A 21,683-nucleotide genomic window follows, 5' to 3' on the forward strand; every position below is an offset into this window, starting at 1 on the left:
TTGTTTAATTTCTAAAATAGTTTCTGAATTAAAATACGATAAATCAATTTAAAAGATGAACTCATTTAAAGTTTTTTTTTGATAGAATTTTTTAAGTACAATTACCATAAATGCTATATAATTAAATCCTTTCCAACTGATCAGGGTTGTATCGAATCTATTTAAAAGAGATCGAAAACTATCTATCCAAGCATTAGTTCTTTCAATGGCATATCTTTCTTTATATAATTTTTGATCAAAATAAAATTCATTATCACTACCGCCCCTATTACGTTTGTTCTGGGCAAATCGCAATAATCCCTTTAGATTCACAGATATTTCTTAATGCTCTGGTGTCAAACCCCGCATCTGCATATAAAAACAACCCGTCCACGGAGATCTCGGCCTGTTCCAAAGTAGCGGTAACTTCTTCAAAATGGACCTCTATATCGAACACATCGTTGTAGTTGCCGCTAACAGGTTCTGACATCGCTAAGGCAAACCTTGTCGGTCCGTCAAATATTGGGCATTGGTGATTTTACTTTTTTTCCTGCCTTGGTACCCAACCTGTTCGCTACCTTTCAAAGCCGTGGTATGGCTACCGTCCAAATCACCGCTGGACAGAGCAAGCTTTGATCTGTGGTTCGACAACAAGTGGGTTCAGCACGCTTTCCACGAACCCGATTTGCACCACTTTCTATAATTGTGGAATACCGATTGATAACTTATGGAAGTGCCCTCGAACAGGGCACCTACCGGCAAAAACTCCCATTGGATGCCGTTTTTCAGCTTGTAAAGTATGTAATTTACAAGCTCCGCCAAGGAAACTTTTGGTTTTGGACCTCTTTTTCCTTGTGGTAAATATGGGATTATTTCCAATTCTATCATATCTTTGCTCAGTACTATGGTACATAGGGTTGTGTTTTTATGTTTAGCAGCACAAATTTCTACAACCCTTTTGTATTTTCAAAAACTTTAAATGAGTTCAGTACATATCTATAGTTTTAAGTATAATTTTATTTTTCTTTCGATAAGAAGAAGTGGGAAATAAATACATCTGTGGTTATATCTCTTATAAAAAACGGCGATTTTGGTTAACATTCCACTCAGCTCATTCCCCTTCATTCCACGACTTCCTGCAAGAAAAAGCAGGAAACCACTACGCTTCGGGCAAAGAGCTTCTCTGCAGCTGGTCTTGGACCCGATTCCCGTTTTTGGCTTTCCACTTCGCTACCCCTTCCCGCTTTGCTGGGAAGGAACGCTTCATTCCCAAGCCAAAACCGTGAATCAAGTCCGCTTCTCATCGGAAAGTCAAAGCCTCGATTTTCTTAACAGAATTAACGGCAAACCCTTCTTGAGTCTTTGCTCGATAATTCTTAAAAACCGAACCTTTGCCTTACACATTTTAAGGGGTTTATAACGGATGAAGCTTTTATTGTTTTTCGGGACAGCGAAAAACAGGCAGTGCATAACCAATTCTAGATTAAACCCAGCCGCTCATTTCGCTTAACTGTCGGTACGCTCAAATCACGACCAGATTTAAAAGAATTGCTAATGCCCTTATGGAACTTGTCAAGACTATACGAGTTTTAGTGAAAAATAAGGTTTCTACTTCCTTGAAAATCCAAGGATTTTACTACGTCGCAAACACACCTGATTTATTCCCTAAAAGTCTTGACAAAACCCACTTAATCCATTGTGCGGAGAACGAAAGAAATCAAACAAACACCCCATAAAATTTAATTCAGTTTAAACCAAAAAGGGAAATTATTAATCTTTTAAATCTTGTATTATGAGTACTATTAAAAATCACGTACAGTTAATTGGAAATGTTGGACAAGAGCCAACCATTACGAACCTTGAAAGTGGTAAGAAAGTAGCCCGATTGTCATTAGCTACCAATGAAAACTACAAAGACAGTAAAGGCGAAAAGCAAACGGACACCAATTGGCATACCGTTGTCGCTTGGGGCAAGACTGCCGAAATCATCGAAAAGTATGCCGATAAAGGCAAAGAAATCGGTGTGGTCGGAAAACTAAAGACACGCACCTACACTACAAAGGACGGTAATCAACGCTATGTTACCGAGGTGGTAGCAGATGAAATCCTGTTGATGGGTAGTAAGTAAAAAACAAAGAGGGCACTAGTACCAGTTTTCAATTAGTTCGTGCCCTCTTTTAGTTATTCACTTTAAAAAATGAACAATGAAAGCACAAGTTAACGAAATAAAAGAGCGGTTGCAATATTTTAGTGGAACAGAAATGTTCTATCAAATCCCGCTATTGAAAACACGATTTACGGACGGACTTAAATATTTAGCCAACGTAGCGGAATGCTTTTGGCTGATAACAGATGTCTCGGTAATTGCCAAAAGTCTCTTGAATCGAAGCCATTTTATCACAATAGACTTCAAAAGACTGTCCGAGAAGAAACAAGATTATTCAGGCTATGAAGCCGAGATAATTTACAGCGATGGAAACGGTAATATATTGGTAACACATCGATACCATTTTACCGATTTTCCACTGGACGAATTGAGGTTATATTTTGTCGACAATACATTGATGTTACCGAGCGAATATTAAATCGTAAAGCTATGGTACACTTAAATTATAACAACCTAGATGGCGAGACCCAAGAACGGTTGCTTTCGATGTCAAAAAAGGAAGTTGAAAAAAGGTTTGGGGAGCAATTGAGGAACTATGCCAGGGAACACTATGTAAATTACCAGACCCTGTTGGAAGAAGAAGCGATACGAAATCTATACAATTATAAGTATATTTTCAATATCTAAACTAAAATATAAGGATTAGACCTTTGAGTTTTCAGAGGTCTTTTTTTGTGCCTCTATTCGTAAAATAGTTAGGGCAAATATTTTGAAACTCGACGTCTTAGATTTGGGTTTTCATAGAAATCCTATTTTTTGGTATCAAAACCAACTATTTGAGAACAATTCGTATTTCAATCTTATACCTAAATAGAATATCTTTGAAAGACTATTAAGCAGTACCAATTTTAAGTATCGTTATCCCTCCCAGTAATTCGGGATTGATTTGACTTTCGCCGATAACGATACCCACCAAAAATTAGACATATTGGAATTTTTAATTCCGAAAAAGCAACTGACTTTTTAGTCAGGTTGTTTGAAAAATTTTGTCCCTACGGGACGAGAAGCAAGAGGGTAACACGCCGAGGCGGTGTTAACGATTGGTTTTTAGTTGTAATTATTTGATTTTCAAATAGTTAATATTAGTTGAATTTTAGTGAATAATAAAGTTTTACAGTAAATCCTGTTGAAGCCCCTTTAAAATGGCAATTTTTTACAGTAAATGAACTCAAATCATCAAAAAAAATACAATTTTTCTGCCATCAGTATCAAACCAAAAGTGGCAACTCGTTTTCGGAAATTTTCCAAAAGAATTACCCGTTCACATACTAATACGCTAGAAGCAATGATGAACTTTTTTGATTTGAACGAGCTATCCCCAAACGAATCTTTGGGTGCAAATATGAGAACTTTGGAAAATAGCTTAAAAAAACGAATCAATGCCCTTGTAGCCATTATTAAGGATATTGAAAAGAACCAGACCAAACCTACCAATGCGATGTTGGAACTGCTCTTTCAGGAAAACCCAGAAGAGGCATCTCCACAAGAAGAACTCTTTGAATTTGAACAACAAGAATTGATTACCGAAAATGAGGAACTGAACCATTACCGAAATCGTTACGAAGAAATTCAGCAACAATTACATTCCGTAAAATATGATTTGAATAAAATAGTCGATAAGACCACTTATGTAAAAGGCAGTTTTGGAGGTGGCTATTTAAAACTGGATTTGACCAAAGAAGAATTTGAGAACATAAAACAAAAATTATAAAATGTATATCACAGTAACCAAACAAATTTTAGACGGTAATTATGCACAGAGTTCAGCAGATTTTGTCGCATATCTTGAAAAAGAGAATGAGGGAAAATCCATTGATGAAATGGAACATTTTTTTAACCAATATGACGAGGAAATATCAAGTGCCGAAGTCATACAAGAAATAGATGGTAATAACGCTAAACTTAAAAAGACAGAACCCAAGTTTTATTCCATCACGGTCAATCCGAGTGCCTATGAATTGAAGAAATTACAAAATCATTCCGAAGAACTAAAACAGTACACCCGAGAACTGATGAAGGAATACGCGAAATCATTCAACCGTGAAATTAATGGGCGAGCTGTTACCGTAGATGACATAAAATACTATGCTAAAATTGAACATCAGCGGACGTATAAAGGAACGGACAAACAAATTCAAGAGAACCAACCTTATGCCACCAAGATACTTCAAATTAAGAACGATATCCGGAAAATTGAAAGCGGCGAATTAAATGGGAACATCAAAAAGTTACAGCAAAAGATGTTCCGGTTGGAAAAAGAAGCTCCACATCAACTAGATGGCAAACGCATTGTTAGAGGGATGCCAAAAGAAGGCTCTCAAAGCCACATTCATATTATTGTGAGTAGAAAGGATATGTCCAACAAATACAGTTTGTCCCCTGGAAGTAAATACAAGGCTTCAGAGACTGTGTTTAATGGAAAACCTGTAAAGCGTGGATTTGATAGGGATAAATTCTTTAAGGCATCTGAAAAGGCCTTTGACACCTTATTTCAGTACAAAAGAAATTATGTTGAAACCTATAAGGCTCGTAAAACATTTCTACAAAATCCGAAACTGTATTTTTCTATCCTTTCGGGATTGCCAACCAATGAAAAAGCGACTGCCTATAAATTACTTGCAAAATCTGGAGTTCCAATATTGAACATCCCAACAAACAAAGTGCAATTGGCAATTAAGGTAATCAAAAAGTTTAAAAAAGGAATTGACCGAGCCGTACAGTCGGGTTCTATTGGGATATGAATATGTTAATGCCACAAATCATTCTTTACATTGTTGTGCCGTTATTGTTTATAGGTACGGTCTTATATGTGTTTCTTCATGAGGAACAGTCAGGCAACGGAAATAAGAAATATCTGGTACGCTTTAAGCTCCGTCGTGGAAAATTTCAAATAGAAAATATAAAAAGAGGTGCATCAGTTATTGGTTCTGCGGGAAGTGGAAAAACCGAAAGTGTTATCTATAATTTTCTTCAACATTTCAGTAAAAATCAATTTTGTGGTATCATTCACGATTATAAGGATTTTGAACTTACTGAAATCGCCTACCCCTTATTTAAGGAAAAGGACACTAATTTTTATACTATTGCCTTTGACCAAATCCATTTTCGTGTAAACCCCATTGCACCAAGATATTTGCCCAATGAAGAAAGCGTTAATGAATTATCAAAAGTGCTCATTGAAAATCTTTTAGAGTTTGATGAATCCAGTACCAACAGTACTACAAAATTTTTTAGTGATGCCGTAGAAGGCTTAATGGGTGGATTGATATGGAAACTAAAAATATCCTATCCGCAGTATTGCACCTTGCCCCATTTAATTGCAATTTTTCAATTAATGAACACCAAGCAATTAATCTCATTTTTAAGTTCCAATATTACGTCCAAGAGTATGGCAAGTGCTTTTATCAACGGAATGGATTCCGATAAGCAAACGGCAGGTGTAAAAAGCACGTTGGCCAACGCATTTAAAAAGATAGGTTCTCAAAAACTATTTATGGCACTATCAAAAGATGAAGTTCCACTAAATATAAATAGTAGTGAAAACCCAGCAATTATTTCAATAGTAAACCACCCCAAATATGAATCGGCATATTCCCCAATCATTGCAGCTATAATGCATACAGTCATTAAGCAAATGAGCATAAGAGGACAACTGCCTTCCTTTTTAATGATGGAAGAAGCTCCAACTATAAAACTGCTTAATATGCACCGTATTCCCGCAACTTTACGAAGCTATGATATTGCCACAATTTACGTGATGCAAGACAAAATACAGAATGATATGCTATATGGAGATAAAGCGAGTAAGGCTATTTTAAGCAAACTTTCCTATCAGTTTTTTGGCAAAGTTAATGACCCAGATACTGCCAAATATTATGAACGGTTTTTTGAATTGGTCAAGATGGAAACCACAAGCATCAATAAAGGATTCAATCTCAATTTCGATACCCGAATTACCAAAGGCGAAAAGGAAGTGTCCAAACGTAGAGCAGATGTTTTTTTCCGTCTAAAACAAGGGGAATTTATCACTTTTGCGGATGGAAAAGACAAAAGAGTTCAATTTAAACTACAAGCTATTCAAAAAGAAATTCCCAAGCCATATAAACACTACACAGAAGATGAATTGCGTCTAAATTTTGAGCGGATTTATAGAGATATAAAATCCACTTTTAAACTGAACTGAAATTATTTTTAGCAAAAATTTTAACATAATTTATTTGATTTTTTATAACTTTGCATCACCGATGAAGCAAATTTTTCATAAAATATCATCCTTTTTAATGGCAATTGTAGTGCTTTTTTCTACAATGTCATTCACTATTGATATGCATTATTGTGGAGATACTTTAGTAGAAACGTCAGTATTTCATAAAGCCGAGGGTTGTGGAATGGAAATGGAAAACCCTTCAACTGAAGGTTGCTCCATTAAGGTAAAAGATTGTTGTTCTGATGAACAATTAATCATAGACGGTCAAGACGAATTAAAAATATCTTTTGACACACTAACATTTGACCAACAATTATTTGTTGCTTCATTTATATACACTTACATCAACCTTTTTGAAGGTTTAGAAGAAAATGCAGCTACTTACCAAGATTATAAACCACCCCTCGTCATAAAGCAAATCTACAAGCTCGACGAGACTTATTTAATTTGATTTTTAAACAATAGATTTCTTTTATCCGGTGGATGCATTCCATTAGGATAATTCTTTGTATTCGGTGTTTTCGCAACACCAATGTCTAATTGTTTAATTATCAATATAATGCTAAATAAAAGCATAAAATTTCTAATAGAAAATAAACTTGTTGCAGTATTACTACTCGTGCTATTTATAGGATGGGGAATAGTAAATGCACCTTTCAATTGGGATACTGGTTTTTTACCAAGTAATCCCGTAGCCGTAGATGCCATACCAGATATTGGAGAAAACCAACAAATAGTTTTTACCAAATGGGATGGTCGTTCTCCGCAGGATATTGAAGACCAAATCACTTATCCATTAACAACATCACTTCTTGGAATTCCAGGCGTTAAAACCATTCGTAGTTCGTCTATGTTTGGATTTTCGAGTATCTATATCATTTTTGAAGAAGATATAGAGTTTTATTGGAGTCGCAGTCGTATTCTCGAAAAATTAAATTCATTGCCAAGTGGATTACTTCCCGAAGGAGTAAATCCCGCTTTAGGGCCAGATGCAACGGGATTAGGTCAAATATTTTGGTACACGCTAGAAGGTCGTGATGAAAAAGGTAACGTTACTGGTGGATGGGATTTACACGAGTTGCGAAGCATCCAAGATTACTATGTAAAATATGCCTTGTCATCTGCAAGTGGTGTTTCAGAAGTAGCCTCTATTGGTGGCTATGTTCAGGAATATCAAGTAGATGTGAATCCAGAATTGATGCGTCAGTATAATATTGGCTTGCATCACGTTGTAAAAGCCGTAAAGGAAAGCAATAAAGATATTGGTGCACAGACATTGGAAATAAACAAAGCCGAATACTTGGTACGTGGCTTGGGTTATGTTAAGTCTATTGCAGACATTGAAAATGCCGTAGTAACATCTGAAGATTATACAGCTATCAAAATCAAAGACATTGGTAAAGTGTCTTTAGGTCCAGCAACTCGTAGAGGAATACTGGACAAAGAAGGTGCGGAAGTCGTGGGAGCGGTTGTTGTAGCTCGATATAGTGCAAACCCTATGGAAGTCATCAACAATGTCAAAGAGAAAATAAACGAATTAAGTGCAGGGTTGCCTTCAAAAATATTGGCAGACGGAAGGACTTCACAAGTAACCATAGTGCCTTTTTACGATAGAACGGAACTGATACAAGAAACATTAGGAACGCTCAACGAAGCATTGACTTTAGAAATTCTGATTACCATTTTGGTCATCATCATTATGGTATTTAATCTTCGTGCTTCGGTACTCATATCCGGACTATTGCCAGTTGCGGTTTTAATGGTTTTTATAGCAATGAAACTTTTTGGCGTTGATGCCAACATAGTTGCATTATCAGGTATCGCTATTGCCATTGGTACAATGGTAGATGTAGGTGTCATACTCTCGGAAAACATTATCAGGCATCTTGATGAAAATGATAGCAAATCACCCATAAACACCGTTGTTTACAATGCTACTGCCGAAGTATCTGGAGCAATTGTAACGGCTGTAATGACCACTATAATCAGTTTCATTCCTGTATTTACAATGATTGGTGCAGAAGGTAAATTGTTCAGACCATTAGCATTTACAAAAACATTTGCATTAACGGCTTCCATAATTGTTGCCTTATTCTTAATCCCACCATTTGCAGCATTCTTATTCAGAAAGAAAACCATAAAAAAGATGTCTGGTTATATCATCAATGGTGTTCTAATAGCACTTGGTATCGTAGCATTACTATTTGGGCACTGGCTAGGATTAATCCTAATTGCGTTTGGAGCTACTTCCCTTATAAAATTACAAGATAGAATAACGGAAAAACGAGCCAACATTTTAAATATAGGTATTTCAGCTTTTGCGATAGTTTTTCTTTTGGCTGAATATTGGCGACCACTAGGTGTAGATAAAAGCATCTTTTGGAATCTCATTTTTGTTGGGCTTATCTGTTTTGGATTATTGGGAGCATTTACGGTATTCCGAAGATATTATACACGAATTTTAAGATGGGCTTTAGCCAACAAGATACTTTTCCTATCCATTCCAACCCTTATTGTTATTGCTGGTTTTTTCATTATGAAGAATACCGGAAAGGAATTTATGCCATCATTAAATGAGGGTTCGTTTCTACTTATGCCAACTTCAATGCCACACGCAGGAATAGAAGAAAACAAGCGGATTTTGCAACAGTTGGATATGGCGGTAGCCAGTATTCCAGAAATCAAAACCGTTGTTGGTAAGTCAGGTAGAACAGAATCAGCTTTAGACCCCGCACCTTTATCAATGTACGAAAATGTTATTCAGTATAAACCTGAATATATGTTGAATGAAACAGGAGAACGCCAACGCTACAAAGTAAATGATGAAGGCTTCTTTATTCGGACAGATGGCACTTTGGTTGAAAATCCAAATAAGGCAGTAGGTTCTAAAGAAGTTGAAAACGCTCGAAAAGTTGGCAAAAAAGTTTTGATAACAGTTAGCGAATCATCCGATAACCTCATTCCTGATGAAGATGGCGAGTTTTTTAGAAACTGGCGACCAGAACTAAAAAACCCTGATGATATATGGAAAGAGATAGTAAAAGTAACCAAGCTGCCTGGTGTTACTTCAGCACCTAAATTACAACCCATTGAAACCCGATTGGTAATGCTGCAAACAGGAATGCGAGCACCAATGGGAATCAAGGTAAAAGGCCAGAATTTAAAACAAATTGAGGCTTTTGGCATTCAATTGGAAGATATTTTGAGACAAGCGGAAGGCGTTAAGACCGAAGCTGTTTTTGCAGATAGAATAGTTGGAAAACCCTATCTATTAATTGATATAGACAGAGAAAAACTAGCACGTTATGGTATATCCATAGATGATGTTCAAAATGTGTTAAAAGTAGCTGTAGGCGGAATGGTATTGACCCAAACCGTTGAAGGTCGTGAACGTTACGGCGTTCGTGTTCGTTATCCAAGAGAATTACGGGAAAACCCAAACGATTTGAAACAAATTTATGTACCTGTTGAGAAAGGTAGTCCTGTACCATTGAGCGAGTTGGCAACCATTCGATATGAACAAGGTCCACAAGTCATAAAAAGTGAAGATACTTTTTTAGTGGGTTATGTGCTGTTTGATAAACTGGATGGATTTGCCGAAGTAAACGTAGTTGAAAATGCCCAAGGGCTTATTCAGCAAAAGATAGATTCGGGAGAATTGGTAGTACCAAAAGGCATCAACTATCAATTCACGGGAACATATGAAAATCAATTAAGAGCAGAGGCAACCTTATCGGTTGTAGTGCCATTAGCATTACTCATTATCTTTTTGATTTTGTATTTCCAGTTTCGTTCGGTAGCCACGTCATTAATGGTCTTTACAGGAATTGCCGTTGCATTCGCTGGTGGTTTTGTAATGATTTGGCTGTACGGACAAGACTGGTTTTTAAACTTCAATTTTTTCGGGGAAAATTTACGGGACTTGTTCCAAATGCACACAATCAATTTAAGTGTTGCCGTCTGGGTTGGTTTCATTGCCTTATTTGGTATAGCCACAGATGACGGTGTAGTAATGGCAACTTATCTGACCCAAACTTTTGATAGAAACACACCCGAAACAAAACAGCAAATAAGAGCCTCGGTGGTTGAAGCTGGAGAAAAGCGTATTCGTCCTTGTCTGATGACAACGGCCACCACCATATTGGCATTGTTGCCAGTCTTAACGTCAACAGGTCGAGGAAGCGATATAATGATTCCTATGGCAATACCAAGTTTTGGAGGTATGGTCATCGCCTTAATTACATTATTTGTTGTTCCTGTTTTATACAGTTGGAAACACGAGGCTCAACTTAAAAGAATAGCGAAATGAAGAAAATAATTTTAATAGCGATTGGACTTTTAACCTTTGGATTTTCAAATGCACAGCAATTGGAAACACTTATTGATGAAGGATTGAAAAACAGTCCTGAAATCCAAAAATTTGAATTGCAATACAGTATTGTTTCTGAAAAGATAAACGAGGTAAATACCATACCCAATACTGAATTGGGAGTTGGGTACTTTGTTAGCGAACCAGAGACAAGAACAGGAGCTCAACGCTTTAAAGTGTCCGCTAAACAAATGATACCCTGGTTTGGCTCTATTACGGCAAGAGAGAATTATGTGAGTTCCCTAGCCGATGCCAAATACGAGGATATAGTTATTGCAAAAAGAAAGTTAGTGGCTTCCGTTTCGCAATCCTATTACAATTTGTATGCTAACAAAGCAAAGCAAAAGGTGTTAGTGCAAAATATTGAATTGCTCGAAACCTATGAGACTTTGGCATTGACTTCTGTTGAAGTTGGAAAAGCTTCAGCAGTAGATGTATTGCGGTTGCAAATGCGTCAAAATGAGTTGGAACAATTAAAAGAGGTATTGGCTCAACAATATTTAGCGGAACAAACCGCCCTCAATAAATTGTTGAACCGTGATAAGGATATTGTTGTGAATGTAGTTGATGAATTGACCATTCCTTCTGAAAGCACTTTGGTTAATACAGAAAACTTATCCCTACATCCGGAATTGATAAAATATGACAAGCTGTACCAATCTGTTGAGCAGTCAGAACTATTGAATCAAAAGGAAAGCCTTCCTATGATTGGTTTTGGGCTGGATTATGTCAATGTTGACAAGCGACCTAATATGGATTTTAGCGACAACGGAAAAGACATTGTAATGCCAATGGTATCGGTATCAATTCCGATTTTCAACAAAAAATATAAATCGCAGACCAAACAAAATGAGTTACAACAGCAGGAAATAACGGCACAGAAACAGGAGCGATTGAACAAGTTGGAAACCGTTTTAGACAAAGCCGTAAACGATAGGATTTCTGCAAGAATCAGTTATAAAACGCAAACCAAAAATTTAAAACAGGCTAATGATGCCGAAGAAATTTTAATCAAGAGCTATGAAACTGGAACTATTGATTTTAATGATGTTCTGGATATTCAGGAATTGCAGTTGAAGTTTCAAATGAACCAAATAGAATCCATTAAAACCTACTATGTACAAACCACAATCATCAATTATTTAAGTAACTAAAAACTAGTATAATTTAAAATCAATAACAATGAAAAAAGTAAGATTAACAACAACAATTATGGTAATGGCTTTTGTAAGCCTAACAGCAATGTCTTGTAAAGACAATAAAAAGCAAGATTCCCAAGATGCGATGCATTCTGAAATGAACCACGAGAAAATGAATACATCCAATGATATGATGGATGTTAATTCGCAGAATTCGGGTGTACAGAAAGTATTGGCAGATTATATGGCACTTAAAGATGCTTTAGTAGAAACCGATAAAGACAAAGCTGCTAAAGCTGGAAACAAATTGAACAACACTTTGAGTGAATTTGATATAAGCGGCTTTACTGCTGAACAGCAAAAAGAGCTTAAAGATATTATCGCAGATGCCAAAGAACACGCAGAGCATATTGGCAAGAGTGAAATGGACCACCAACGTGAACATTTTAAAACATTGAGCAAGGATATTATGGATATGGTGTCAATTACCGGAACGGTAAACACTTTGTACCAACAATTTTGCCCGATGTATGATGGTGGTAGTGCTTGGTTAAGTATGAACGAGGAAATTAGAAACCCTTATTACGGCAGTAAAATGCTGAAATGCGGAAAAGTGCAAAAAGAGATAAACTAAATGAGAATTGTGAAAATCATAGCATTGGTCATATTGTTGTGTTTTGTAGGCATACAGTTTATGTCCACGGAACTAAACCAAACTACTGTTGTGCCAAAAACTGATTTTTTATTGGTAAACAATCCACCAAAAGACATCAGTACATTATTGGAAGGATCCTGCTATGATTGTCACAGTAATAATACAAACTATCCTTGGTACAATAAAATCCAACCCATCGCTTGGTTCCTCGAAAATCATATAGCCGATGGAAAGGAAGAATTGAATTTCAATGAATGGGATGCGTATTCCAACCGAAGGAAGAATAGCAAATTAAAGTCAATTATGAGCCAGTTAAAAGATGATGAAATGCCACTTTCATCTTACACCTTAATTCATAGGGATGCGAAACTATCAAAATCTGAAAAGACCTTGGTTATTGATTATATAAAGAAACTAAAAGACAATTTAGAATAAAGCCCTGATATGGGAAGGAAATACTGATTAATTGGTTAATAGCCCTTCCCGTGTCAGGCACAAAAAGAAAATAATGAAACACACATATCACATTCACGGAATGACTTGCAACGGATGTCGCAGTCACGTAGAGGAAACACTTTCAAAGGTAGATGGTGTTTCAAATGCTAAAGTTAATTTAGAAAAATCAGAAGCCACTATCGAAATGAAGCAACATATAGCTATTGAAACATTTCAAGAAGCATTAAAAAACGATGGTGGAAAATACAGCATTCATAAATCAGGAGAACATCATCAACATTCCGAAAATAAAAAGAAACAGCACCCTAAAGGGAAAGGCACAGGTACGTTCTATTGCCCAATGCATTGCGAAGGAGATAAAACCTATAACAAACCAGGCGATTGTCCTGTTTGCGGTATGGATTTAGTGGAAGAACAAAATGTTTCTACTTCCCAAAAAGAACAATGGACGTGTCCTATGCATCCAGAAATAGTAAAAGATGAAGCTGGTTCGTGTTCCATTTGCGGAATGGATTTAATATTAATGCAACCAGACCTTTCTGCTGAAGAAAAAACCTATAAAAAACTGTTGAAAAAGTTTTGGATAGCAACTGCATTCACATTGCCAATATTCTTAATGGCTATGAGCGAAATGCTCAACAACAATCCATTGTACGATATAATGGAACAGAAATATTGGAATTGGATTCAGTTTGCACTTTCAATCCCAGTCGTATTTTACGCTACGCGGATGTTTTTTGAGCGTGCCTACAAAAGTATAAAAACGTGGAATCTTAATATGTTCACACTTATTGGGATTGGTGCAGGAGTAGCTTGGTTATTTAGCGTTTTTGGAATGATATTTCCAGATATATTTCCGGCACAGTTTAAAACCGAATCTGGTGCAGTACACGTCTATTTTGAAGCTGCAACGGTTATTCTAACGTTAGTGCTTTTAGGTCAGTTGTTAGAAGCTCGTGCACATAGCAAAACCAATTCCGCAGTAAAAGAACTATTAAAGTTAGCACCCAACAAGGCAACAAAAGTTGTAGATGGAGAGGATATTGAGGTAAGTATAGACGAAATTAAACTTAAAGATATTCTAAAAGTAAAGCCTGGCGATAAAATTCCCGTGGACGGTATTGTTAACGAAGGAGAAACAAGCATAGATGAATCTATGATTACCGGAGAGCCTATTCCCGTAAATAAAACCGTGGATGATAAAGTGAGTAGTGGTACTATTAATGGCAATCAATCCTTTTTAATGAAAGCTGAAAAAGTAGGTAGTGATACATTACTTTCCCAAATTATACATATGGTCAACGATGCCAGTCGTAGCAGAGCACCCATTCAAAACTTGGCAGATAAAGTTTCAGGTTATTTTGTGCCAGTAGTCGTTATTATTTCATTCATCACGTTTGCAGTTTGGGCTATTTGGGGCCCAGAACCGGCTTACGTTTATGCCTTGGTAAATGCAATTGCCGTATTAATTATTGCTTGCCCTTGTGCATTAGGTTTGGCAACACCTATGTCCGTTATGGTGGGGGTTGGCAAAGGTGCTCAAAATGGTGTGTTGATTAAAAACGCCGAAGCTCTCGAAAAAATGGATAAGGTTGATACGCTAATCGTTGATAAAACAGGAACTATAACGGAAGGAAAACCAACAGTAGATACGGTAGGTACTTTTAGTAAAAATATTAGCGAAAGCGAGATTCTTCAATACATTGTTTCATTGAATACTAATAGTGAACATCCACTTGCCGAAGCGACCGTGAAATATGGTAGTGAGCAAAATACTAAAACTTTAAAATCTGACGGGTTTAACGCTGTTACAGGAAAAGGTGTTGAGGCTGTAATAAATAATAAAAAAGTAGCATTAGGAAATCCGAAAATGATGGAATATACGAATGCGGAAATTTCTAAAGAAATGAAGCAAAAAGCAGAATCTTTTCAAAAACAGGGTAAAACAGTTTCTTATTTGTCGATTGATAATGAGATTGTTGGTTACGTAGTAATAGGCGATAAAATAAAGAAAACAAGTGCTAAAGCTATAAAAGAACTTCAAGACAAAGGTATAGATGTTGTAATGCTTACGGGAGATAACCATAATACAGCACAAGCGGTTGCTTACGAACTTAACTTGGCAGATTTTAAGGCAAGTATGTTGCCCGAAGATAAACTCAAAGAAGTAGAAAAATTACAGGCAAAAGGCAAAATAGTTGCTATGGCGGGCGATGGTATCAACGATGCCCCAGCATTGGCAAAAAGTGATGTAGGAGTAGCGATGGGAACAGGTACTGACGTTGCCATAGAAAGTGCAATGATAACCTTGGTCAAAGGTAATTTACACAGTATAGTTAAGGCGAAAAATTTAAGCCATTCCGTAATGAGAAACATAAAGCAAAACCTATTTTTTGCACTCGTCTATAATACATTGGGGGTACCTATTGCAGCAGGTGTTCTATTTCCATTTTTTGGAATTCTACTATCGCCAATGATTGCCGCTTTAGCAATGAGTTTTAGTTCTGTTTCAGTAATTGTAAACGCATTAAGATTAAGAAATATTAAAATATAATAAAATGAAAAAATACATAGTTTATATTGGGATATTAGCTATAGGGCTACTATTGGGATGGGTAATTTTTGGTGGTTCACCCGATAAAAAAACAGAGCATAACCATAATGAAGTAGCTGAAACCAATCAAATGTGGACGTGTTCAATGCATCCACAAATTATGCAACCAGAACCAGGCGATTGTCCTATTTGTGGTATGGATTTAATCCCTGCGGAAAGTGGTGCAGATGGTTTGTTGGCAGACCAATTCAAGCTGTCTGAAAACGCAATGGCGTTGGCCAATGTACAAACATCCATAGTTGGCAATGGAAAAACAAATGAAAATACTATAAAGCTATCAGGAAAGATTGTGGAAAATGAAGAATCGAATGCAGTTCAAGTCAGTTATTTTTCTGGAAGGATTGAGCGTTTGAATGTGAGTTTTACCGGAGAAGAAATCCGCAAAGGGCAATTATTGGCCACTATTTATTCCCCTGAATTATATGCGGCTCAACAAGAGTTGATTACGGCAGCTTCTTTAAAAGAATCGCAACCTGAATTGTACAACGCTGTAAGAAACAAATTAAAACTCTGGAAATTATCAGAGAGCCAAATAAATAAAATAGAAACATCAGGAAAAGTTTTAGAAAACTTTCCTGTTTATGCCACAGTTTCGGGTACGGTTTCAGAAAAATTAGTAGAGCAAGGCGACTATATAAAACAAGGACAGCCGCTATTGAAAATCGCAAAACTAAACACGGTTTGGGCAAATTTCGATGTCTATGAAAACCAGATTGATTTATTCAAAAAAGGGCAAGAAGTGGCAATCACTACCAATGCATATCCAAATAAGGAATTCAAAGGTAAAGTTTCGTTTATCGACCCTGTGTTAGATACACGAACCAGAACGGTAAAATTAAGGGTTGTATTAAATAATACTGATGATGCCTTTAAGCCAGGAATGTTTGTTGAAGGCAAAATTAAGGGTGTTTCTTCAACTCAAAAACAAGCATTAAATATCCCATCCACAGCGATTTTATGGACAGGAGAACGTTCCGTAGTATATGTAAAAACAAATCCAGACGAACCAGTTTTTGAAATGCGAGAAGTAAAATTGGGCAATACCATAGGAGAAAATTACGAAGTGCTAGACGGTTTAGAAAGTGGCGATGAAATAGTTACAAATGGAACTTTTACAATTGATGCAGCAGCACAATTGCAGGGTAAAAAATCAATGATGAACAAGGAAGGCGGAAAAACAATGACAGGACACGAAGGACATCTTGGAATGGAAACAACAAATACCAACGAAAAAACAGACCATTCTGAAATGAATGAACGCATTAAAGTGTCCACAAAATTCCAAGAACAACTAAAAGATGTTTTTGAAAATTATACAAATCTAAAAGATGCGTTGGTAAATGATGACCCTAAAAAGGCAAAAGAAACAGCTACTACTGTTGTTAGTAGTTTAGGCAAAATCGATATGAAATTGTTATCAGATAAAAATGCTCATAACCATTGGATGAAGTTAGAAAACGAAATCAAAGCTTCAGCAAATTCAATTGCTTCTGAAACACAAATAAAAGAGCAAAGAAATCATTTTAAGCATTTGTCATCACACTTAATAAGTGCTGTTGAAATATTTGGTATAAACCAAAAAGTGTATAGCCAATTCTGTCCTATGGCAGATAATGATAAAGGTGCTTATTGGTTAAGCAAAGAAGAAAAAATATTGAATCCCTACTTCGGTAAGGCGATGCATAATTGTGGCAATGTAACGAACACTATTGACTAAAGACCTCATAATCGCAGTACGGAATGGGTAAAAATTTCAAGGATATATTAAAAGAACTAGACAATGAATTAGATATTCTTGAAATAGAGGAACAAGATATTTTGCTCAAAGCTGAAAAAGGGATAAAACTTGCAAAACAAACCCTTAAAACAGTTAGAAGTATTGTTGTTGACTATGAGTTTGAAACAAAGTTGGAGGAAATTACTTTTTTCAAATGCACTAAACCAAAAATTTACAGTAAGCTCATTTATTATGTGAAATTATTTAACATTGAAGGTAAAAGACCAAGGGGAAGCAATAAATCTCAAGTAAAATATTTGAACAATTATATTGAAAAACTACAAACTTACTTTAACGACAATCTTGACTTTTACCATTATTATCGCAGAGAAGCAACCGTGTTTGATGAACAATATTTTTTAAGAGGTAAAGCGGATATTAGGCTATTCCCAGACTCACTTCACTTTTTTGTTGATGAAGAATTTGCAACAAGCCACGATAGTACCGTAGCCACAATTTTAGCTTATGACCTTTTGATTGTACACCTAAAACGAGAGATTGATAAATTAGAAAATAATAACAATTATGCAAATTTAAAGATGTTACAAAGGAAAACGAAAATTACGTGGACAGCCCACAAAATATATTTAATTGAACTGATTTACGCTTTGCATAGCACAGATGTCATCAACAACGGTACTGTTGACATTAAGGATATTGCCTATTTCGTTGAAAAAACATTTAAAATTGATTTGGGCGATTATTATAGAGCTTTTCTGGAAATACGAATGCGTAAAAACGGTAGAACCAAATTTTTGGATATTCTGAAAGAGCAGTTAACCAAAAGAATGGATGATACTGATAACATAAAATAAAAAACACCCAAGATGCTCTAACTTGGGTGTTTCTCTTTTTGGGGAAAATCTCATTTTATTTGGTGGTTTTTAGATACCTTATTTTTGTAGGAAAGTACTAAAACGCCCTATTGTATATCATTGAAAATGAGAGAAAAAAAACACCCAAGAAGCCCCACCTTGTGAATAAAATCCATTAAACCACCTCAATTTTGTAGAACGAAAGTCAAATCAGGTCAGGGGCTATCATTTTAGATGAAAGCAGAACGGTAGTCCCTTTCTTTTAATCCGTTCTATATGCCTACAAGTATTATTACCACAGACGACCTTCGGGAGTTCAAGATGGAACTGCTCGATGATATTAAGCAAATTCTCAACGAACAATCAGGTCATATTACCAAAAGGTGGCTAAAATCCCCTGACGTAAAAGAACTTTTGGGAATCTCTTCCGGTACTTTACAAAATTTAAGAATCAATGGAACATTACCCTATACCAAAGTAGGCGGTGTACTCTATTACGATTATGAAGAAATAATGAACGTGATGGAAAATAACAAAATCCATAACAAATTTTAAAATTGTTTTGGAACAGGTCAACTACATAAAGCACCTAAATGCCGTATTCTTGCAATTTTCAAAAGACAGTCGTTTAAATCCTACGCACATCAGTTTGTACGTGGCATTGTTCCAGTTATGGAACAACTATCACTTTCCTGTAGAATTCTATATCAATCGAGAAGAAGCGATGAAACTTTCCAAAATCGGTTCAAAAACCACTTACCACCGTTGTATCAAAGAACTGCACCATTGGAAATACCTCTTGTATGAACCCTCTCACAATCCGTTTAAAGGTAGCCGTATCAAGATGTTCAATTTTGGGACAAGTGCTGGACAAGCTCTGTACCCAAGCAGTACCAATATCGGGACAAGTAATGGACAAGCGGTGGTATCTATAAACAAACCTATTCAAACTATAAAAAACAATACAAACGGGAATAAACTTGACCAGCCAAAAAATGAGAATGAAGTCATTGATTTTTTTCAAAAAGAAAATTGGCCAGAACTGGAGGCTAAAAAATTTTACAACCACTACCAAGGTATCGGCTGGAAAGTAGGTGGTAAAACAAAAATTGTCGATTGGCACGCCACAGCTCACAACTGGATGATAAAAGCGGACGAGCTCAAAACAGAAAAAATAATGGTCGCAGTTAGTCAAAATACGGACAACCTAAAGACAAGTTCCAACAAAAATTATAATGAACCCCTATGAAGATTTACCAACCACATATCATCATCGAGGGCAGCGTCCAATACAAATTAGGGGAACTAAAAAACAATCAGTTACTATACGATTTTGATAAAATGCTCATTTACCTCAATGCCAAAGGAAAACTGTTATTTGGCAAAAAGTTTAAAATCTTTGAAGAAGACCGAGATATTCTGTTCAAGCTCTGCAACTATTTCATCAAGGATGAAACGAATTGCAAAAAGCTAGACATAGACATCAATAAAGGCATTTTACTTTCTGGTCCTGTTGGTTGCGGCAAGACCAGTTTAATGAAATTGTTACGCCATATTGTACCACATCAAAAATTGTATGAGGTTATACCAACACGGAACATTGCCTTTGCCTTTAATAATATCGGTTACACTATTATTGAGAACTATGGGGATAAGAAATTTTATTGTTTTGATGATTTAGGTGTAGAACCGACCGGAAGGCATTTTGGGAAAGATTGTAACGTAATGGGAGAAATTATACTATCCCGTTATGATTTATTTTTAAGTAACAAAATTAAAACACACGCTACTACAAATCTAAATGCTAAAGAACTGGAGGAACGTTACGGTAATAGAGTACGTTCAAGAATGCGACAATTGTTCAACTTAATTGCCTTTGACAAAAGTAGTCGTGATAAAAGAGCTTAAATCTAATTTTGGTTTTCTTCCTCTAAATGAAGTAACTCGTGAATCATATCGTTTTCATCCAAATATTCTGCTAACCACTCTTGTTGAGATAACCAATTGATATACTCTCTATCAGATTCCCAAATGTCTTCAACGAATTCCCCTCGATATTTACCAAAACTAAACTTTGTTCCATAATCTTGTTCTTTAACTTCAGTTTTGAACAATTTATGATACGCTTCCATCAAACCTTCCTCTCTACATCTGTAATACAACCATTGTTTTTTATAGCCCTTGTATTGTCTTCTTTTTTCAAGGTATTTTACTTTCTCAACATCAGATAAATCCTTGTAAGAATGTCGCTTGGCTTTACGTGGAAATAGTAAACCAAAGGTCATCCCCAAGGTGTTTTGAAAGACGTTTAAAAAGAAAATTGCTAGTGCTCTCATTTTTTAACTTGGCAAAAAATTGGTGTATTTAGAACATTAAATTTACGAAAAATGCTCGAAAAATTTAGGACTTAAATGCAAAAAGACATAGGCTATTTTTCGGCAAAAGATTTAAAAACAATATATATTTCTTTAAAAAAAGAGGAAATTATTTCTCTCAAACTCTTTACAATCTCAACAAACAATTCTTTCATAATCCAGTATTAAAATAGTTATACAATCCCATTAAAATAGCCAAAGCCATAGCTCTAATATTTTTGGGCTTTAAAAAGTAGTCCGCTTCATCTGTGTTGGTAACAAAACCCATTTCAATGAGTATTGAAGGGCGATACTTGGTATTCTCACGCAGCACTTGAAAATTCGCAAATTGCACACCTCGCTTTTTAAACCCCAATTTCATAGTACTTTCATCCAGAATGGATAATCCGAGTGAAATGGATTCTTTTATGTGTACTTCTTCATCACTAGAACTATGCACATAAATATCAATTCCTTTTGAAGAAGTGGCAGAGGCATTACAATGTAATGACACAAATAGGTCTGCCTTTAAACTTTCAGCCAATCGGTTTCTGTCTGATAAGGAAATCAACGTGTCATTGTACCTGGTCGAATACATATCAAATTTGTCATTCAATAGGATTTTGTTCAGCCTTAAAATTTCATTGGCAATACGTAACGCTACATTCTTTTCTTGTACTTTATTTTTTCCAATTGCACCTGTATCTTTTCCGCCGTGTCCAGGGTCGATGACAATGACATTTTTTGTTTGCAAATCCTGACCAAAAATGAAGCACATTTTTAACAGCATCAGCAGAAAAATGACGTTTTTGGGCGTTACCCACTTCCAAAATTTTAGAGTTATTAACATAGTACTTCTAGATTTTCATAAAATTTGATGCCAATTCGCATCAAATAAAAACAATTCATATCAAAAATTATTTTATTCACAATTTATTGATTATCAGTTATTTGCATTGTAATATACAGTATTTTTCATATATCAAAATTGACGTAAAATTAAATCACTTTGAGTATGAAAAAATCACATTATACCATTTCTCTTGTTAATTTACTCAATTATTTGTAAATTGCCTTATGGCAAAACAAATAGACTTACACATTAAAGAGAGTGAATCAGAACTAAAGGCTCTTATGAATGCTCAAAGCAA

At 35.8% G+C, this 21,683-nt stretch carries 19 protein-coding genes and 1 pseudogene; 17 read left to right on the top strand and 3 right to left on the bottom strand.

Translation table 11 applies throughout. The annotated features are described in order from the left end of the window. Nucleotides 1–48: 48 nt before the first annotated feature. Nucleotides 49–867 (bottom strand): annotated as a pseudogene (locus tag UMM65_RS16075) (IS5 family transposase). A 904-nt stretch (nt 868–1,771) separates the two neighbouring features. Between UMM65_RS16075 and UMM65_RS16080 the strand changes: the two are divergent. The 17 genes from UMM65_RS16080 to UMM65_RS16160 all read left to right on the top strand — a co-directional run bounded on the left by UMM65_RS16080 (nt 1,772) and on the right by UMM65_RS16160 (nt 20,086). Further along, nucleotides 1,772–2,107: a single-stranded DNA-binding protein gene (locus UMM65_RS16080; RefSeq protein WP_321978003.1), complete on the top strand. Its 336-nt coding sequence runs from the start codon at nt 1,772–1,774 to the stop codon at nt 2,105–2,107. A gap of 76 nt (nt 2,108–2,183) precedes the next feature. Beyond that, nucleotides 2,184–2,564: a DUF6876 family protein gene (locus UMM65_RS16085; protein WP_321978005.1), complete on the top strand. Its 381-nt coding sequence runs from the start codon at nt 2,184–2,186 to the stop codon at nt 2,562–2,564. A gap of 11 nt (nt 2,565–2,575) precedes the next feature. Continuing rightward, complete coding sequence (locus UMM65_RS16090; RefSeq protein WP_321978007.1) at nt 2,576–2,773, top strand: hypothetical protein; 198 nt, start codon at nt 2,576–2,578, stop codon at nt 2,771–2,773. 535 nt (nt 2,774–3,308) lie between these two features. Continuing rightward, a complete protein-coding gene (locus UMM65_RS16095) occupies nt 3,309–3,857 on the top strand; it encodes a BfmA/BtgA family mobilization protein (protein WP_321978009.1) in 549 nt (182 codons plus the stop codon). Between the two features lies 1 nt (nt 3,858). Next, nucleotides 3,859–4,887, top strand: coding sequence for a MobB family relaxase (gene mobB / locus UMM65_RS16100; RefSeq protein WP_321978011.1), 1,029 nt, complete (start codon nt 3,859–3,861; stop codon nt 4,885–4,887). Between the two features lie 8 nt (nt 4,888–4,895). Continuing rightward, nucleotides 4,896–6,329 (top strand): type IV secretory system conjugative DNA transfer family protein, encoded by a 1,434-nt coding sequence (locus UMM65_RS16105; RefSeq protein WP_321978013.1) that lies wholly within the window; start codon nt 4,896–4,898, stop codon nt 6,327–6,329. A gap of 61 nt (nt 6,330–6,390) precedes the next feature. Continuing rightward, a complete protein-coding gene (locus UMM65_RS16110) occupies nt 6,391–6,804 on the top strand; it encodes an HYC_CC_PP family protein (protein WP_321978015.1) in 414 nt (137 codons plus the stop codon). A gap of 108 nt (nt 6,805–6,912) precedes the next feature. After that, entirely contained in the window at nt 6,913–10,662 is a 3,750-nt protein-coding gene (locus UMM65_RS16115) for an efflux RND transporter permease subunit (RefSeq protein WP_321978017.1), read from the top strand. Beyond that, nucleotides 10,659–11,876 carry a TolC family protein gene (locus tag UMM65_RS16120; protein ID WP_321978018.1) on the top strand — a complete coding sequence of 406 codons (1,218 nt, stop codon included), beginning with the start codon at nt 10,659–10,661 and terminating at the stop codon, nt 11,874–11,876. The genes UMM65_RS16115 and UMM65_RS16120 overlap by 4 nt, the downstream gene beginning before the upstream one ends. Before the next feature lie 28 nt (nt 11,877–11,904). Further along, nucleotides 11,905–12,495: a DUF3347 domain-containing protein gene (locus UMM65_RS16125; protein WP_321978020.1), complete on the top strand. Its 591-nt coding sequence runs from the start codon at nt 11,905–11,907 to the stop codon at nt 12,493–12,495. After that, on the top strand, nt 12,496–12,951 hold the full coding sequence (locus tag UMM65_RS16130) for a heme-binding domain-containing protein (RefSeq protein ID WP_321978022.1): 456 nt from the start codon (nt 12,496–12,498) through the stop codon (nt 12,949–12,951). It abuts the gene before it with no gap. A gap of 73 nt (nt 12,952–13,024) precedes the next feature. Continuing rightward, nucleotides 13,025–15,526 (top strand): heavy metal translocating P-type ATPase, encoded by a 2,502-nt coding sequence (locus tag UMM65_RS16135; protein ID WP_321978024.1) that lies wholly within the window; start codon nt 13,025–13,027, stop codon nt 15,524–15,526. Between the two features lie 4 nt (nt 15,527–15,530). Then, nucleotides 15,531–17,303, top strand: a complete 1,773-nt coding sequence (locus tag UMM65_RS16140; RefSeq protein ID WP_321978026.1) for an efflux RND transporter periplasmic adaptor subunit — start codon at nt 15,531–15,533, stop codon at nt 17,301–17,303. A 23-nt stretch (nt 17,304–17,326) separates the two neighbouring features. Then, nucleotides 17,327–18,178 carry an RteC domain-containing protein gene (locus UMM65_RS16145; protein WP_321978028.1) on the top strand — a complete coding sequence of 284 codons (852 nt, stop codon included), beginning with the start codon at nt 17,327–17,329 and terminating at the stop codon, nt 18,176–18,178. A gap of 276 nt (nt 18,179–18,454) precedes the next feature. After that, nucleotides 18,455–18,733 carry a helix-turn-helix domain-containing protein gene (locus tag UMM65_RS16150; protein WP_321978030.1) on the top strand — a complete coding sequence of 93 codons (279 nt, stop codon included), beginning with the start codon at nt 18,455–18,457 and terminating at the stop codon, nt 18,731–18,733. Between the two features lie 49 nt (nt 18,734–18,782). Continuing rightward, nucleotides 18,783–19,427 (top strand): hypothetical protein, encoded by a 645-nt coding sequence (locus UMM65_RS16155; RefSeq protein WP_321978031.1) that lies wholly within the window; start codon nt 18,783–18,785, stop codon nt 19,425–19,427. Next, nucleotides 19,424–20,086: a P-loop NTPase family protein gene (locus tag UMM65_RS16160; RefSeq protein WP_321978032.1), complete on the top strand. Its 663-nt coding sequence runs from the start codon at nt 19,424–19,426 to the stop codon at nt 20,084–20,086. The genes UMM65_RS16155 and UMM65_RS16160 overlap by 4 nt, the downstream gene beginning before the upstream one ends. A gap of 2 nt (nt 20,087–20,088) precedes the next feature. Here the strand turns inward: UMM65_RS16160 and UMM65_RS16165 are convergent, their stop codons facing one another. Then, nucleotides 20,089–20,514 (bottom strand): exodeoxyribonuclease X C-terminal domain-containing protein, encoded by a 426-nt coding sequence (locus UMM65_RS16165; protein WP_321978033.1) that lies wholly within the window; start codon nt 20,512–20,514, stop codon nt 20,089–20,091. Nucleotides 20,515–20,704: 190 nt separating this feature from the next. Further along, nucleotides 20,705–21,310 carry an N-acetylmuramoyl-L-alanine amidase family protein gene (locus tag UMM65_RS16170; protein ID WP_321978036.1) on the bottom strand — a complete coding sequence of 202 codons (606 nt, stop codon included), beginning with the start codon at nt 21,308–21,310 and terminating at the stop codon, nt 20,705–20,707. Nucleotides 21,311–21,683: the final 373 nt, after the last annotated feature.

Source organism: Aureibaculum koreense, assembly GCF_034296135.1.
Lineage (GTDB): Bacteria > Bacteroidota > Bacteroidia > Flavobacteriales > Flavobacteriaceae > Aureibaculum.

Coding starts and splice junctions, on each gene's coding strand:
- UMM65_RS16080 (WP_321978003.1), top strand. CDS start 1,772: ATGAGTACTATTAAAAATCACGTACAGTTAATTGGAAATGTTGGACAA.
- UMM65_RS16085 (WP_321978005.1), top strand. CDS start 2,184: ATGAAAGCACAAGTTAACGAAATAAAAGAGCGGTTGCAATATTTTAGT.
- UMM65_RS16090 (WP_321978007.1), top strand. CDS start 2,576: ATGGTACACTTAAATTATAACAACCTAGATGGCGAGACCCAAGAACGG.
- UMM65_RS16095 (WP_321978009.1), top strand. CDS start 3,309: ATGAACTCAAATCATCAAAAAAAATACAATTTTTCTGCCATCAGTATC.
- mobB (WP_321978011.1), top strand. CDS start 3,859: ATGTATATCACAGTAACCAAACAAATTTTAGACGGTAATTATGCACAG.
- UMM65_RS16105 (WP_321978013.1), top strand. CDS start 4,896: ATGCCACAAATCATTCTTTACATTGTTGTGCCGTTATTGTTTATAGGT.
- UMM65_RS16110 (WP_321978015.1), top strand. CDS start 6,391: ATGAAGCAAATTTTTCATAAAATATCATCCTTTTTAATGGCAATTGTA.
- UMM65_RS16115 (WP_321978017.1), top strand. CDS start 6,913: ATGCTAAATAAAAGCATAAAATTTCTAATAGAAAATAAACTTGTTGCA.
- UMM65_RS16120 (WP_321978018.1), top strand. CDS start 10,659: ATGAAGAAAATAATTTTAATAGCGATTGGACTTTTAACCTTTGGATTT.
- UMM65_RS16125 (WP_321978020.1), top strand. CDS start 11,905: ATGAAAAAAGTAAGATTAACAACAACAATTATGGTAATGGCTTTTGTA.
- UMM65_RS16130 (WP_321978022.1), top strand. CDS start 12,496: ATGAGAATTGTGAAAATCATAGCATTGGTCATATTGTTGTGTTTTGTA.
- UMM65_RS16135 (WP_321978024.1), top strand. CDS start 13,025: ATGAAACACACATATCACATTCACGGAATGACTTGCAACGGATGTCGC.
- UMM65_RS16140 (WP_321978026.1), top strand. CDS start 15,531: ATGAAAAAATACATAGTTTATATTGGGATATTAGCTATAGGGCTACTA.
- UMM65_RS16145 (WP_321978028.1), top strand. CDS start 17,327: ATGGGTAAAAATTTCAAGGATATATTAAAAGAACTAGACAATGAATTA.
- UMM65_RS16150 (WP_321978030.1), top strand. CDS start 18,455: ATGCCTACAAGTATTATTACCACAGACGACCTTCGGGAGTTCAAGATG.
- UMM65_RS16160 (WP_321978032.1), top strand. CDS start 19,424: ATGAAGATTTACCAACCACATATCATCATCGAGGGCAGCGTCCAATAC.
- UMM65_RS16165 (WP_321978033.1), bottom strand. CDS start 20,514: ATGAGAGCACTAGCAATTTTCTTTTTAAACGTCTTTCAAAACACCTTG.
- UMM65_RS16170 (WP_321978036.1), bottom strand. CDS start 21,310: ATGTGCTTCATTTTTGGTCAGGATTTGCAAACAAAAAATGTCATTGTC.